We start from the raw sequence: 14,254 nt of genomic DNA on the forward strand, positions 1-14,254 counted from the left end.
GGTCTGGGGCCGCCCTATCCGCCGCCGGGGCGCCCGCCGTCACGGCGGGCGCCCCTGTGCGAAGCGGGACGGATCAGACCTGGCCGGCCTTCTCCAGGGCGGTGCAGCAGGTGTCCACCATCAGGCGGGTCACCACGTACGGGTCGACGTTGGCGTTCGGGCGGCGGTCCTCGATGTAGCCCTTGCCGTCCTTCTCGACCTGCCACGGGATGCGGACCGAGGCACCGCGGTCGGAGACGCCGTAGGAGTACTCGTCCCAGGGGGCGGTCTCGTGCAGGCCCGTCAGACGCTCGTCGATGCCGGCGCCGTAGTTCTTGACGTGGTCGAGCGGCTTGGAGCCCTCGCCGAGCGACTCGCACGCGGTGATGATCGCGTCGTAGCCCTCGCGCATCGCCCTGGTGGAGAAGTTCGTGTGCGCGCCCGCACCGTTCCAGTCGCCCTTGACCGGCTTCGGGTCGAGGGTCGCGGAGACGCCGAAGTCCTCGGCGGTGCGGTACAGCAGCCAGCGGGCGACCCACATCTGGTCGGAGACCTCGAGCGGGGCGAGCGGGCCGACCTGGAACTCCCACTGGCCCGGCATGACCTCGGCGTTGATGCCGGAGAGGCCGAGACCGGCCTTCAGGCAGTTCTCCAGGTGGGCCTCGACGATGTCGCGGCCGAAGATCTCGTCGGCGCCGACACCGCAGTAGTAGCCGCCCTGCGGGGCCGGGAAGCCGTTCTCGGGGAAGCCGAGCGGGCGGGAGCCGTCGAAGAAGGTGTACTCCTGCTCGATGCCGAAGATCGGCTCCTGCGCGGCGAACCGCTCGGCGACCTCGGCCAGCGCGGCACGCGTGTTGGACTGGTGCGGGGTCATGTCGATGTCGAGGACCTCGCACAGCACCAGGATGTCGTCGCCGCCGCGGATCGGGTCCGGGCAGGTGAAGACCGGCTTGAGCACGCGGTCGGAGGAGTGGCCCTCGGCCTGGTTGGTGGACGAGCCGTCGAAGCCCCAGATCGGCAGCGCGTCGAGACCGGCGAAGGAACCCGTGATGATCTTCGTCTTGGAACGGAGCTTGGCCGTCGGCGCGGTGCCGTCGATCCAGATGTACTCGGCCTTGAAGGTCACGGGGGCCACTCCTTCGGGGGTGGGTCGGGCGCACTCGGTGCGGGTGCTGCGGCGCTGCGGCACCGGGGCGCCGCGTCGATCTGCCCGGCAGCCTGTCAACAGGCGATTTCCCGGTCATTGCTCGAATGTGAACCCCGTGTTACCTGGTGTTTCTGTGCTGAGGCTCACATGGTGAGGCGCGGACGGGTGAGGTACGGGGGCGGTCGTGGCCCGCCGTGGGACTCACGCGCGGCCCTCGGCGGCGGCCTCCCGCACCCCGCCGAGGAAGCCCCGGATCGCCGCCAGTTGCCGCTCGTCGTATGCACGCAGCAGCTCCACCGACCGCTCGATCAGCGGCCCGAAGAACGCCTGGCCCAGCTCGACCGCGCGCTCCTCCACCTCGATCACGACCCGGCGCCGGTCCCGTTCGGCGCGCACCCGCCGCACGTGCCCGGCCTTCTCCAGCCGGTCGACGAGCGCGGTGGTCCCCGCGGAGTTGAGCCCCAGTACGGCCCCGAGGTGCCCGGCAGTCGTCTCCTCGCCCGCGCGCCGCGCGTCCATGAGGGCGATCAGGGCCCGGACGTCCGTGGGGTGCATGCCGTTGTGCTGTGCGAACCGGGCGCTGTGCAGGCCGAGTTCGACGGCGGCCGCGCGCAGCAGGTGGACGATCTCCATCCCGGGCGCCGGATCGGGGCTGGGCGGGGTCGGCATAAGGGTCCTCCGCGCGTATCATCTCGCCGAACGAGTATCTTGCTGAGCGAGATAATAGGGGGATTCTCCATGCCGGGAACGAGCGGGTACGACGCCGATGCCTTCCGTGTCGCGTACGACAAGGTGCTGGCCGCATGGCCGGCGGACCGCGAGGCGCTGACGGTCGCCACGCCCTTCGGCGACACCCGGGTCAACGCCTGCGGCCCGCGGGAGGCGCCCGCGCTGCTCCTGCTGCCGGGCGGCGGCGGAGCAACCTCCGCGTCCTGGTACGCCCAGGCCGCGGAACTGGCCCGCACCCGCCGCGTCTACGCCCCCGACCTGATCGGCGCCCCCGGCCTCGGCGGCCCGGCCGCCGACCGCCACCCCCGCACGGTCGCCGACCTGGCCGCCTGGCTGGACGCCCTCCTGGACGGCCTCGGTGTGACCGATGCCGACCTGGGGGGACACTCCTACGGCGCCTGGATCGCCCTGCACTACGCGCTGCGCGCACCCGCCCGGGTACGCCGCCTGTTCCTCCTGGATCCGACCCGGTGCTTCGCCGGATTCCGGGCGGCGTACCTGCTCCATGCCCTGCCGATGCTGCTGCGGCCCTCGCCCCGCCGGGTCCGAGCCTTCCTGGAGTGGGAGACCGGGGGAACAGTCACCCGGGATCCCGACTGGCTCGCCCTCCAGGAGGCGGCCGCGGGATTTCCGTCCGCAAAGCCGGTGACGGGCCCGCGCCCGGCACCGCAGGCGCTGCGCGCCCTCGACGTGCCGGTCCTGCTGCTCGTGGCCGCGAACAGCAGGACCCATGACCCTCGTGAGGTGGCGGCCCGGGCCGCCGCGGCGCTGCCGCACGTGGAGACCGGCGTTGTGCCGGACGTCTCGCACCACGCGCTGCCGCAGGCAGCACCCGCCGACCTGGCCCGCCGCCTCACCGACTTCCTGTCGGCCTCCTGAGCCTCACCCCACCTTCTCGATCACCGCGTGACGGATGAGGAACTTGCCCGGCTCCCGGACCTGTTCGAAGGCCGCGTTGTTGAGCAGGACACAGCTGCCGGAGACCGAGGTGACCTTCACCGTCGTGGACTTGTTGTTGTCCAGGTTGGTGACCTTCAGGGTCGTCCCCGCCGGGAACTGGCTGCTGGACGCCGCCGGGGCGCCGCCCTCGCCGGAGAGCGTGACGGTCGAGCCCTTGCACACCTGCTGGCCGGAGGCCGCGGCGGCGCCGGCGCCGTTGTCTCCCGCGGCGCCGGCCTGCGCGCCCTGCTGGCCGTTGCCCTGGCCCGCCTGCTGGCCGTTGCCCTGCTGACCTGCCTGCTGGCCGTTGCCCTGCTGGCCCGCCTGCTGACCGCCGCCCTGCTGGCCGTTGCCGTTCTGCGCCGCCTGGGAGCCCTGAGCCGACTCCCCAACCGTGCAGCCGGCCGCCTTCTGCTGGACCTCGATCTGCTTGATGACCGCCTCGCGGTTGGCGATCCGGGCCGCCGACTGCGCGTCCGGGTGCGCCTTCTGGTCCGCGATGAACTTGTCGTTGTTGCCGTGGGCCGTGGCCAGCCCCTGGCAGACGGTCGAGTCCCCGGCGGACAGCGTCTTGGCGTTCTGCGGGCTCTGCGCGGCGTTCGAGGTGGACGCCAGGGCGAAGGCCCCGCCGCCCGCCACCGCAGCGGCACTGACGAGCAGCGCGAGCTTCTTCTTGGTGCTGAGAGTTCTCCTGCGCGACATAACGCGCCTCCTGAAGAGGTCGGGGAGCGTACGCCGCTATGTACGAGATGCCGAACGTGGTTACTCAGCGGTTGCAGAAGTTACTGAAGTAACCTGCATCACAGTGCAGTTGTGCGCGGTTCACTTCTTGTGCCGGGAGAGCGCCTCCTGCACGGCCTCGTCGGTGCGGGCCACCAGCGCGGTTCCGTCGTCGGCGGTGATGATCGGGCGCTGGATGAGCTTGGGGTGCTCGGCAAGCGCCCTGATCCACCGGTCCCGCGAAGCCGCGTCCCGTGCCCACTCCTTGAGTCCCAGTTCCCTGGCCGCGGCCTCCTGGGTGCGGGTGATGTCCCACGGCTCGAGGCCGAGCCGCTCGAGCACGGCCCTGATCTCGTCCTCGTTCGGCACGTCCTCCAGGTAGCGGCGGACGGTGTAGTCGGCCCCCTCGGCGTCGAGCAGGCCGATCGCGCTGCGGCACTTGGAGCAGGCCGGATTGATCCAGATTTCCATGCGGCCCACGGTATGCGAGAACCGTCCCGCACCGGTGTCGCGGGCGGGTGCGACGTGGGGTGGCTCTGTGTCGCAGTGCGGTCGTACGCGGCTTTCCACGGGGGCGGCGCGGGTCGGTCGGCGGACGCCTGCCGCTGACGGGCACCGGCGTCGGCCCGTCTGGGGCCGCCCATGATCTACCGGCTCCTCGAGGACCCCCGCACCGCCGACGGGTTTCCGGGCCTCGAAGCACCCTCGCCGATCGTTCTTGTTCGAATTTATCGCCGTCTCTTGCGCATCACCCGGACCTGCTGTGACGGGCGGTCAATTGACCTCCTCACCTGGATGTTTGTCGGTCTCTGCGGACTCCCTCGATGTCAGTGCCGACCGGTAGACTGGAGTCAGTGTTCGAGGGGCTCACCGGGAGTTCCGGTGGGTGCCTGACCGCGACAGGAGGATGCCTGTGCCCGCTGCCGCTCTGAAGTCCAAGCCGTTGCCCACCCAGTCCACCGCCAAGCGATCCGTTCTGCTCGACTCGCCCTACGTGCCGATGGAGAAGCGCCCGCTGCCGGCCGGGCGGCCGCGTGACTGGTACGTCACGCACAACCGGCGTCTGAAGGCCATGCGCCTCGCCATAGCCCTGCTCGACTCGGGGATCTACCTGCCGAACCAGGCCCGCAACGAGACGATCCGCAGCACGGCGGAGAAGATCGGTGTGCACCCGCCGTCGGACACGACGTGCCACATGGTGCGGGCGTTCATGCGTTACAGCCGGTGAGACCGGTGCCGGGTGCCCCGCGCCGATGCGGGGCACCCGGTGCGTCACGCCGTCAACTCCCGCTCCAGCGGCGTCCGGAAGCGTGGCGTGACCTTCGTGGTCCCCAGCCACCCCCGCAGCCGCTCCGCCTGCGCCGCGACCGCCGTCCCGGCCTCGCGGCGGGCGCCCTCCTCGGTGATCCGCCAGACGATCTCGCCGTCCGCGCGCTGAGCCCAGCCGCCCACCACCCGGCCGTTCCACCACACCGTCGGCCCCACGTTGCCACTGCGGTCGAAGAGGTCCGGGCGCAGGTCCGGCGCGAGGTACCAGTCGCGCTGCTGCCAGGCCATGGCCGTCGGGTCGAGGGCGGGGAGCAGCGCCGCCCAGGGCTCTTCGGGGTCCGCCACCGGGTCCGTGTCACCGTCGGCGACGTAACCCGTGCCCTCCTCCAGGGTCACCTCCCGCGCGCCGATGGCCGAAAGGGCCCGCCGGACCTCCGTCACGCGCCAGCCCGTCCACCACTTCAGGTCCGCCTCGGTCGCCGGGCCGCACGCTCTCAGCCAGCCGTCCAGCAGGTCCGCCTGCGCCCGGGCCGCGTCCAGTTCGGGATGTTCCGGTGCCGGTGCCCAGCGGAACTGGCTCGACGTCCAGGAGCCGAGCGGGCGGCCGCGGACCACCTTGCCCTCGACACCGAGGACCCGCAGCAGACGGGAGGAGACCGTGTGCACGCCCTCGTAGCTCTTCCCGGCCGCGTACACGAACTGCTCGCGCAGGCGCGGCTCGTCAGCCGCCAGCTCCGCCGCCGTCGCCTGGCCGCGACTGTCCAAGGCGGCCAGCGTGGCAGCCTCGACCTCCGCCAGCCAGGCCGCGTCCGGCGCGCCCGCCCTGGCCATGTCCTTGACGAGGGAGGCCCGTTCGCGGGCGGCCACCGTAAGGCCCGTCGAGGCGTGCACGACGGCCGTCAGCTCCGTCGGGAACACGAACACCGTGTGACGCATACCGTGCATGCGCACGAGCGTGCGGTCCTCGTACAGGGCCCGTTCCGTCTCCGGGACCGCCCTCGCCGGGTCGGCCAGCCGCGCCGCCACCGCCAGGTACACCGTCGCCGGGTCCGTGCCGTGCAGCGCCACCAGGGCGGCGGCCACCTCCTCGGGCGCCCCCGCCCGCGCCGTACCCGCGAGACGGTGACGCAGGGCGAGCCGGGCCCGCCGCTCCGCCGTACCGATGTGCCGCCGCCGTCCGTCGCCCATGCCCGGCCTCCCCGTCCCGTCCACGATGTCCATGCCTGCATGGTCGCCGATGCCACTGACATCCGGCTTCACCCGTTCGGCCCCGTCCGCATGCGCCGGTGCACCCGTGCGGACTTCACTGCGAGCAGGAGGTGACGGCAGACGCGGGGGAACCGCAGAAAGAGGCCGCCGTATGAGCACGACCGAGGACCGCCCGCAGCGTGGCACCCCCGAGGACCGCGCCCGGCACGGCAGACAGGCCCGCAAGAAGGTCCCCCGCTCCGTGCACGCCTTGTGGCTCCCGTCCCTCGACAGGCCCGAACCCGTCGCCGTGCTGGAGCGGCAGGGCCGCGACCGGCTCCCCGAGCTGCTGCCGATCCGGTACGGGCGGATGGCCGCGTCGCCGCTGGCCTTTCTGCGCGGTGCCACCGCGGTGATGGCCGCCGACCTCGCCGCCCAGCCGCACACCGGGCTCACCGTGCAGCTGTGCGGCGACGCCCACCTGCTCAACTTCGGCCTCTACGCCTCCCCGGAACGCGCCCTGCTCTTCGACCTCAACGACTTCGACGAGACCTTCCCGGGCCCCTTCGAGTGGGACGTCAAACGGCTCGCGGCCAGTGTGGCCACGGCCGCCCGGGAGAACGGGCACAGCAGCTCCCGGGCCCGGGCCGCGGCCCTCGCGGCCGCCACCGGGTACCGCACCGCGATACGGCGGCTGGCCGGACTCGGGGAGCTGGCCGTCTGGTACGAGCAGGTCGACGCCGACCGCCTGCTGCCCTTCGTCCGCTCCGTGCGGCGCCGGCGCCGCCTGGAGTCCACCCTCGCCCGGGCCCGCCGCCGCACCAGCCTCCAGGCACTCGGCAAGCTGACGGAGCTGGTCGACGGGCGGCGCCGGATCGTCCACGACCCGCCGCTCCTCGAACCCGCCGGCGCCCCGGACATGGCCTCCCTGCGCAAGATCTTCAGCGACTACCGCTCCACCCTCCCCGAGGAGCGGCGCCACCTCCTCGACCGCTACCGCTTCGTGGACGCCGCCCGCAAGATCGTCGGCGTCGGCAGCGTCGGCCTGCGCTGCTTCCTCGTGCTGCTCGCCGGGCGGGACGCCGACGATCCGCTGTTCCTGCAGATCAAGGAGGCACGGACCTCGGTGCTGGAGGAGCACCTGCCGAGCGGACCGTACGTCCATCCCGGGCACCGGGTGGTCGCGGGGCAGCGGCTGCTGCAGTCCGCCACCGACATCTTCCTCGGCTGGATGAGCGGGCCGCAGGGCCGCGCCTTCTACTGGCGCCAGCTGCGCGACATGAAGGGCTCCGCCGAGGTCGCCGGCATGGACCCGGCCGGCCTGCTCGCCTACGCCCGCCTGTGCGGCACCACGCTGGCCCGCGCCCACGCCCGCTCCGGCGACCGCATAGCCATCGCCGCCTACCTCGGCGCCGCCGACACCTTCGACCACGCCGTCGCCGACTTCGCCCTCGCCTACGCCGACCAGACCGCCGCCGACCACCGCACCCTCGGCGCGGCCATCGCGGCGGGCGTGGTGACGGCGGAGCCGGGGGTGTGACGGCGGGGCGTGGGAGTGGCGGCGATGTGACAGCGGCTGCGGAACCGCGCCCGCCCGCAGAGCTTCCCGGCCGGGATCGAATGCTCGGCCGGGATCGACTGCGCGGCAGGTAGTGACCGTTCCGCTGGGAGCGACCGTTCCGCCGGCATCGACCGCTCGGCCGGGATCGACCGTTCGGCCCGGATCGATCGCTCGGCCGGGATCGACCGTTCGGCCGGGATCGATCGCTCGGCCCGGAACGGCTCCTCAGCCGTACTGCTCCAGCAGTCCGCCCACGTACGCCTCCAGCCGCTCGCCCAGCACCTGCGGCGTCAGATCCGTACGGCCCAGCTCGCGCCACGGCCGGGACAGTTTCTCGGCGTCGGGGACGTAGGCCAAGGCGTCTAGCAGCCGCCAGTACAGGTGGTCGGGGCCGTCGGCGAGCCCGGAGCCGCCCTGCGCCTCGTACCGGTCGCGGAAGGCGAGCCCCTGCGCGGGGCCGTGCAGCAGGGCGAGTGCCGTGGAGCAGTGGGCGACGTCGAGGTCGGCGGGGCCCCACGAGGTCTCCACCCAGTCGACGACCCCGGTCACCCGCAGCCCCGCCCCGGCCCCGGTGAACAGCACGTTCCCTGGGTGGTAGTCCCGGTGCAGGAAGCGCCCCCGGTACGACGGCGGGTCGCGGCGGATCAGGTTCGCCGCCCGTTCCCACACCGCACCGCCCGGGGTGGCGAGCCGGTCCGGGGACGTCCAGGCCTCGTAGGCGCGCGGACGTTCCCCGGGGACTACCGCGTGGATGCGGACCAGCTGGGCGGCGAGCAGGTCCAGTCGCCGGTCCAGGGCCGCCTCGTCCTCCTGGTCCACCCGCACCAGGCCCGGCAGCCGGGTCATCAGCAGGCTGGGGTGGTCGCAGTGGTCGCCGGTGGCGTCCACGGCGACCAGGGCCGGCGCGGGGATGCCTTCCTGCCCGGCGAGCAGACGGAGAACGGACGCCTCCCGGGTCAGCAGGCCCGCGGCGTGGCGCCGGAAGAAGGGCCGCACGAAGGAGCGCAGCACCAGCTCCTCCCCGTCGTCCAGGGTGAGTCCGCGCATCTGCGCCGACCAGCCGCCCGCGAGGCGCCGTGCGTCGGTGACCGTACGGCCCTGCGGCACCTGCTCGGCCACCCAGCTGTACGTCGCCGCCCAGCCCTGCTCGTCGAGGCCGCTCAGCAGGGCGGTGGCGAACCTGCCGCGGTCCTCGGCGTGGTCGCGGAACCACAGGCCCAACCGGTGCTCGGCGTACGGGAGTTCGAAGCGGGTGTACTGGGAGCGGGCCGACAGCGCGTCCTGCACGGCCTCCGTCACCTCGGGCGGTATGACCGCGTCGCTGCCCGGCACCGCCAGCACCGAGCGTCCCTCGTAGGCCCGCAGCACCTCCAGGGCGGGCGAGCCGCGCCAGCTGCCGGGGGTGCGGATGATCTCGCTGAACCGGCCCCGGCCGTCACCGAAGGGCACCTCCCAGGCCTGGGGCGCGTACACGGCGGGTGCGCACAGGCCCACGGCCGCCACCCGCCGCCCGTAGTGGCGGGCGAGGTCCGCCACCGTCTGTCCGCTCATGCTGAACCCGACCAGGACGAGCGGATCACCGGCCGGCGCATGCGTGCCGATCACCGCCACGGCCTGCTCGAACCGGCGTCGCAGGCTCAACTCCGAGAGTTCTCCGGTGCTTTCCCCGTGCCCGGAGAAGTCGAAGGCCAGTGCGTGGCAGCCGTGCGCGGCGAACTCGGCGAGCAGGGGCAGCAGCCGCTCCTTGCTGCCCTTGCCGGCCCCGTGCAGCAGGACGACGGTCGCCCGTCCGGGCGGTCCGACGCTCACCGCGCTGAGCCGTTCACCGTCGTACGCATACGTGAGGGCGTCGTACTCGCAAGGGAATCCAGGGAGTTCACTCATACGGGTCATTCACTCACAACCGCCGGGCCGCACGGAAAACGAGATGCACGCGCGGTAGTGGTCTCCCTACGCTGAACAAACGTCGCGAAGCCGACACGTCCCCCTTCTCACACGCACGCCACACTCACCCCACGGAGGTCCGTCATGGGTGGCATCGTCGTCGCCGGGACCGTCGTCCTGGTGATCCTCGGATTCGGAAACCACGTCTGGTGGCTCGCCGCCGCCGCGCTGATCCATCTGTACGCGAAGCACGGCCGGGGCTCGCCCGGCGCGGCCCCGCCGGCCGGCCCGGCCGCGCCGCCCGACTCCTACCGGGCCTACCGCGAGCGCCGTGACCGCCAGGCCAAGTGGGAGCGCCGCTACCGCCGCGAGCGCCCCTTCGAGGCCCGGCGTCAGGAGCGGGAGAAGCAGGGGTGAGCCCGTGGGGCGCCGTCGGTCACAGACCGGGGGCGCCCCACACCGGGAACCAGCGGCTCAGGTCCTGCTCGATCCTGAGGTCGTTCGCGAGGGTCGCCTTCACCTGCAACTCCAGCGCGTTGTCGCGGCGTTCGGCGGCGCCGGGCAGCGGCGCGAACGGATAGAAGGTGCCGCGTTTGTAGAGGTAGACGAGGGCCAGCCTGCGGCCGCCGTCGTCCGCGAACGCGGCCAGGGAGCACAGCAGCTGCGGGCCGAAGCCGTTGACCTCCATCGAGCTGTTCACCGCGTGCAGGTCGTTGACCAGCTGGGGCAGCTGGTCGGGGGCCCGCTGTGAGACCAGCCAGGAGTAGCCGTAGTCGTCCCGGCGCAGTTCCACCGGGGGGCCGGTGCGGTCGGCGTCCGCGTCGAGCAGCGCCTGGACCTCCCGGTGGGTCTGCTCGAAGGCCGCGCCCTCGACCGTGGCGAAGCACACCGCGCCGCTGCCGGTCGGCGTGAAGGCGGCCGCCGCCTCGAGCGTCACGGCCGCCGACGGCAGCGCGAACAGCTGGTCGAGATTGGGCGCGACGGGTTTCGTGCGGCCCAGCAGGATGTCCAGCAGCCCCAAGGTTCAGCCCGCCTTCCGCAGCGCCGTACTCGGCTCCCCGTCATTCACCAGTACCGCACTCCCTGTCATCCACCAGTACCGCACTCCCCGTCATCCACCGGCACCGCACTCCCCGTCGTTCATGGGTACCGCACTCGGCACCCCGTCCGCCATCGCCCGTTCAGCCCGCCTTGCCCGGCGCGGCCGCCTCGCCCAGCTCCGCGGAGATCCGGCCCAGCTGCTCCAGGCGCTGCTCCAGGGGCGGGTGGGTGGAGAAGAACCGCTCGATGCCGGGCTCCTTTCCGGTCGCGGGGGTGAAGTAGAAGGCGTTGAAGGCCTGGGCCGTGCGCAGGTCCTTGGTCGGGATCCGGGCGATGTCCCCGGAGACCTTGGTGAGCGCCGACGCCAGCGCCGAGGGCCGGCCGGTCAGATGCGCGGCAGCCCGGTCGGCCGCCAGCTCCCGGTACCGGGACAGGGCCCTGATCAGCAGGAAGCTGATCGCGTACACGGCTGCCGAGACCGCCATCACGACGGCGAAGACGGCGGCGGTGTTCTGGTCCCTGCGGCCCCCGCCGAAGAGCTGCGAGTAGAAGGCGAACCGCACGATGAGGCCCGCGAGCACGCCGAGGAACGACGCGATCGTGATCACGGCGACGTCCTTGTGCGCCACGTGCGACAGCTCGTGCGCGAGCACGCCCTCCAGCTCGGCGGGCTCCAGCCGCCGCAACAGCCCCGTGGTCACGCAGACCACCGCATGGTCGGGATTGCGCCCGGTCGCGAACGCGTTCGGCATGTCCATGTTGGACACGGCGATCACCGGCTTGGGCATGTCCGCGATCGCGCACAGCCGGTCGACGACCGCGTGCAGCTCGGGATACTCCTCCCGTTCCACGACCCGCCCGTGCATGGCGAACATCGCGATCCGGTCGGAGAACCAGAACTGCGCCACGAACATCGCGCCCACCAGGACGACGACCAGCAGCCAGGACTTGAGCAGCACGATCAACGCGGCGACGAACGCCACGTACAGCAGCCCGAGCAGGAACAGCGTCAACGTCATCCGCACGGTCAGGCGCCGATCGCTCCTAAAACGGCTCTGCATCTGCATCACCCCGCAGTCACGCACTCGTCCCGCTGTCCAGTGTGCACCTACGGATCGTCATGAGGAGGTCGCGTGCAGACCTAGGGGCAGCAAAGGCTTCCCGGGCGCCGGGGCCCCGGCCGGGGTGGCTTCGGGTTGCCCGGGCTGCCCGGGCTGCCCGACGTGGGCATCTCGGCTCAGGCGATACCGGGGTGGCTCGGCCAGGTGGTGCCAGGGGGGCAGCCCCAGCGGTACCGAGGTGGCTCGGCCCAGCCGGTACCGGGGTGGCTCGGCCCAGCCGGTACCGGGGTGGCTCGGCCCAGCCGGTACCGGGGTGGCTCGGGCCAGGTGGCACCGGGGCTCAGCCCAGGCGGTGCCGGGCCTCGGCGAGCAGCCTTGCGGCCTCGGGCCCCGACCGGCTCCGTGCGCCCCACGGCAGGGCCCGCCGCACGGTCAGCTCGGCCCGGGTCCGCAGCCTGTCGTCCGCGTCGTCGAGCAGGGCCACCGCCGCCCGCAGCCGTGCGGCCTCGCCGTGCGCACTCAGCAGCCGCTGCGCCGACACCCGCACCCACCGGGGCCGCTCCGGCGCCAGCCGCTGCACCAGCCACGCCTCGGGCAGGAGTCCGGCGGAGGGAAGCAGGGCGAGGGTGGCCTCGCCGACGACCCCGGGCGCCGGATCGTCCAGCAGCCGCCGCATCCGCGCCATGTCCGTCACGTCCAGCAGGCGGAGCCCGGCCACCGCCCTCGCCCGCACACCGGGCACCGGGTGGTCCAGCAGCGGCCACAGCAGGACGGCGTCCGCACGGGTCCCGCACTCCGCGAGCCCGATGGGCGCGCCCGGCGCGATCGCCGGGTCACGGGGGTCGGCGCACCGCTCCCGGTACCAGGGCAGCGGATCGCTCCCGTGCTGCCGTACGACGTACCGGGCACAGGCCCGCACCAGCGCCGACCGGTCCGCGAGAAACCCGGCGGCCCTGCCCGGGTCCCGGTTCTCCCCGGCCGGGGGGACCCCCACCGGCCGCCCGAACCTGCGCAGCGCGGTCACCCCGGCCGCCCGGGCCCGCGGACCGGGGGCACCGAGCAGCGCCTCCAGCACTTCTTCCGCATCCTCGTCCGTCACGGCGGCCAGGGCGGCGTCGGCACACAGGGTCTGGACGACGGCGTCGTCGTCGCGGGCAGCCGCGCGGGCCAGCTCGGCGCAGGAGAGGAACCCCTCCTCGACGGCGAGGCCGTACGCGAAGCGGCGTACGGGCCGGTCCGCGGAGGTCAGGAGCGGGGTCAGGGGTTCGCCGTCGGCCTGCCGCAGCACATCGCCGAGCAGGCCGAGGGCGAAGTCACCCCGGTGACGGTCGGCCAGGCGCCGGATCAGCGGGGCCAGCCGAGCGGCCGTCCCGGCGTCCAGGGCCTCGGTGAGCCGCTTCCTGGCCCGCTCCCGCACCGGCTGCGCCCAGTCGGTGCACCGTACGGCCACCAGCGGCAGCAGCGCAGGAAGCGCCGCAAGCCCGGCGGCCCGCCCGAGCGCCCGGTGCCGGATCCGGCCGTCCCGATGACACAGGGCGAGAGCGAGCTGCCCCTCGGTGAGCGGGCCGCCGCCGCGCAGGACGGCGGTCAGCGAGCGCCCGCCGTCCGTCTCCTCCCAGGCGGGCACGACGTACGGCGGGAAGGACAGCTCTTCCGCCCGCACGCCCTCGTCCAGCGCCAGCCAGGCGGCCGGATCGCCGGTGTCCAGGACATCCCGCAGCCCGGCACCCTCGGCCAGCCGCCGCGCGGCCGCCGCCCCGCTCCTGACTTCCTCCTGCACCCGGTCTCCCCTAATACGGGGAGCGCATCTGCGCGTAACCGAGCAGGACTATCACCGCGGCCACACAGCCGAGCACGATGACCGTCGACACCCACGACGAGCGCCGCGGTGCCGCCGGCTCCGGGTCGGCGCGGAACGGCGCCGGGTCCGGCGGGCTCTCCTTCCAGCGGGCGGCGAGCATCCGGGCCCGGGCCGAGGGCTCCTTGTGCTCGGCTGAATTCGCCCACTTGTGATCAAACTCGCGCTGCCAGTCGTCCTGTTCGCTCATCCCCGTTCAACCTCTCTCGTCGGACAGAACCAGGAGGATGATCCCCCGAGAGTAGGAATCCTGGGAAGCGCGGAAGGTTGCACGGACGGCCGCGATTCCCGGCCGATCTCGTCGGGATGCTGGGTGGTCGCCGGGCGGCTAGCATCTACAGATGAGAGCCGCGCCACAGGGTGCGCCGGACGTGCGCAATCCCCGTTCCGCAGGGGACTGAGAGCCCTGATTCCTCTACCCGGGCGGCAACACCTACGACCACGCCGGACATCGCGTTCCGGAATCGTGGCCATCCGTCTCGTGCCTCGAACAAGACCGCACGAGGGGGTGGAAGGAGGGCAGATCAATGAATGCACATCGCGCGAGGCGTCTTGCCGCTGCGTCCGCCATCGGCGTGCTGATGGCGAGCGGAGTGGCGATCGGCACCGCCGGTACCGCGTCGGCAGCGACCCCGACCCAGGTTTCCACCAACCGTGGCTGCTGGTGGAACAACTGTGGCTTCGGCTTCAACAACGGCTTTGGCTTCAACAACGGCTTCGGCTTCAACAACGGCTTCAACAACGGCTTCGGCACGGGCGTTGTCGTGATCGTGGTGGGCTGACAAGGCGGTGTGACAGAGCGTCCTGAACATGGCTGAGGGCCACCACCTGCGGCGTTCGCAGGTGGTGGGCCGCAGCCCAGTCGTCCCACCTCGGGT

At 72.7% G+C, this 14,254-nt stretch carries 15 protein-coding genes; 5 read left to right on the forward strand and 10 right to left on the reverse strand.

What is annotated here, in order from left to right:
* Positions 1-73: 73 nt before the first annotated feature.
* A complete protein-coding gene (glnII, locus tag AB0H32_RS40910) occupies positions 74-1,105 on the reverse strand; it encodes a glutamine synthetase (RefSeq protein ID WP_361132271.1) in 1,032 nt (343 codons plus the stop codon).
* A 222-nt stretch (positions 1,106-1,327) separates the two neighbouring features.
* Entirely contained in the window at positions 1,328-1,795 is a 468-nt protein-coding gene (locus AB0H32_RS40915) for a MarR family transcriptional regulator (RefSeq protein ID WP_361132274.1), read from the reverse strand.
* Between the two features lie 69 nt (positions 1,796-1,864).
* On the opposite strand from AB0H32_RS40915, the gene AB0H32_RS40920 reads away from it, so the two are divergent.
* Positions 1,865-2,734, forward strand: coding sequence for an alpha/beta fold hydrolase (locus AB0H32_RS40920; protein WP_361132277.1), 870 nt, complete (start codon positions 1,865-1,867; stop codon positions 2,732-2,734).
* Between the two features lie 3 nt (positions 2,735-2,737).
* Here AB0H32_RS40920 and AB0H32_RS40925 read toward each other — a convergent pair whose 3' ends face one another.
* Entirely contained in the window at positions 2,738-3,496 is a 759-nt protein-coding gene (locus AB0H32_RS40925) for a hypothetical protein (RefSeq protein WP_361132280.1), read from the reverse strand.
* Positions 3,497-3,616: 120 nt separating this feature from the next.
* The gene (locus tag AB0H32_RS40930; RefSeq protein ID WP_361132283.1) at positions 3,617-3,985 is read right to left on the reverse strand and encodes an arsenate reductase family protein; all 369 of its coding nucleotides are present in this window, start codon (positions 3,983-3,985) and stop codon (positions 3,617-3,619) included.
* Between the two features lie 442 nt (positions 3,986-4,427).
* Here AB0H32_RS40930 and AB0H32_RS40935 point away from each other — a divergent pair, with 442 nt between their 5' ends.
* Positions 4,428-4,742: a hypothetical protein gene (locus AB0H32_RS40935; RefSeq protein WP_361132286.1), complete on the forward strand. Its 315-nt coding sequence runs from the start codon at positions 4,428-4,430 to the stop codon at positions 4,740-4,742.
* A gap of 44 nt (positions 4,743-4,786) precedes the next feature.
* On the opposite strand, the gene AB0H32_RS40940 is transcribed toward AB0H32_RS40935, so the two are convergent.
* Complete coding sequence (locus tag AB0H32_RS40940) at positions 4,787-5,971, reverse strand: winged helix DNA-binding domain-containing protein (protein ID WP_361132310.1); 1,185 nt, start codon at positions 5,969-5,971, stop codon at positions 4,787-4,789.
* Positions 5,972-6,143: 172 nt separating this feature from the next.
* Here AB0H32_RS40940 and AB0H32_RS40945 point away from each other — a divergent pair, with 172 nt between their 5' ends.
* Entirely contained in the window at positions 6,144-7,511 is a 1,368-nt protein-coding gene (locus AB0H32_RS40945; RefSeq protein WP_361132289.1) for a DUF2252 domain-containing protein, read from the forward strand.
* Positions 7,512-7,757: 246 nt separating this feature from the next.
* On the opposite strand, the gene AB0H32_RS40950 is transcribed toward AB0H32_RS40945, so the two are convergent.
* Positions 7,758-9,416 (reverse strand): alpha/beta fold hydrolase, encoded by a 1,659-nt coding sequence (locus AB0H32_RS40950; protein WP_361132292.1) that lies wholly within the window; start codon positions 9,414-9,416, stop codon positions 7,758-7,760.
* Positions 9,417-9,560: 144 nt separating this feature from the next.
* On the opposite strand from AB0H32_RS40950, the gene AB0H32_RS40955 reads away from it, so the two are divergent.
* Positions 9,561-9,833, forward strand: coding sequence for a hypothetical protein (locus tag AB0H32_RS40955; protein ID WP_361132294.1), 273 nt, complete (start codon positions 9,561-9,563; stop codon positions 9,831-9,833).
* A gap of 19 nt (positions 9,834-9,852) precedes the next feature.
* Here the strand turns inward: AB0H32_RS40955 and AB0H32_RS40960 are convergent, their stop codons facing one another.
* From AB0H32_RS40960 to AB0H32_RS40975, 4 genes are all read right to left on the reverse strand, one after another.
* A complete protein-coding gene (locus AB0H32_RS40960) occupies positions 9,853-10,437 on the reverse strand; it encodes a hypothetical protein (protein ID WP_361132297.1) in 585 nt (194 codons plus the stop codon).
* Between the two features lie 160 nt (positions 10,438-10,597).
* Positions 10,598-11,518 carry a zinc metalloprotease HtpX gene (htpX, locus tag AB0H32_RS40965; RefSeq protein WP_361132300.1) on the reverse strand — a complete coding sequence of 307 codons (921 nt, stop codon included), beginning with the start codon at positions 11,516-11,518 and terminating at the stop codon, positions 10,598-10,600.
* A gap of 340 nt (positions 11,519-11,858) precedes the next feature.
* A complete protein-coding gene (locus AB0H32_RS40970; RefSeq protein WP_361132303.1) occupies positions 11,859-13,298 on the reverse strand; it encodes a hypothetical protein in 1,440 nt (479 codons plus the stop codon).
* Positions 13,299-13,308: 10 nt separating this feature from the next.
* The gene (locus AB0H32_RS40975; protein ID WP_361132306.1) at positions 13,309-13,566 is read right to left on the reverse strand and encodes a hypothetical protein; all 258 of its coding nucleotides are present in this window, start codon (positions 13,564-13,566) and stop codon (positions 13,309-13,311) included.
* A gap of 337 nt (positions 13,567-13,903) precedes the next feature.
* Between AB0H32_RS40975 and AB0H32_RS40980 the strand changes: the two genes are divergently transcribed.
* Positions 13,904-14,158, forward strand: a complete 255-nt coding sequence (locus tag AB0H32_RS40980; RefSeq protein ID WP_361132308.1) for a hypothetical protein — start codon at positions 13,904-13,906, stop codon at positions 14,156-14,158.
* Positions 14,159-14,254: the final 96 nt, after the last annotated feature.

This window comes from Streptomyces sp. NPDC020362 (assembly GCF_040642095.1).
Lineage (GTDB): Bacteria > Actinomycetota > Actinomycetes > Streptomycetales > Streptomycetaceae > Streptomyces.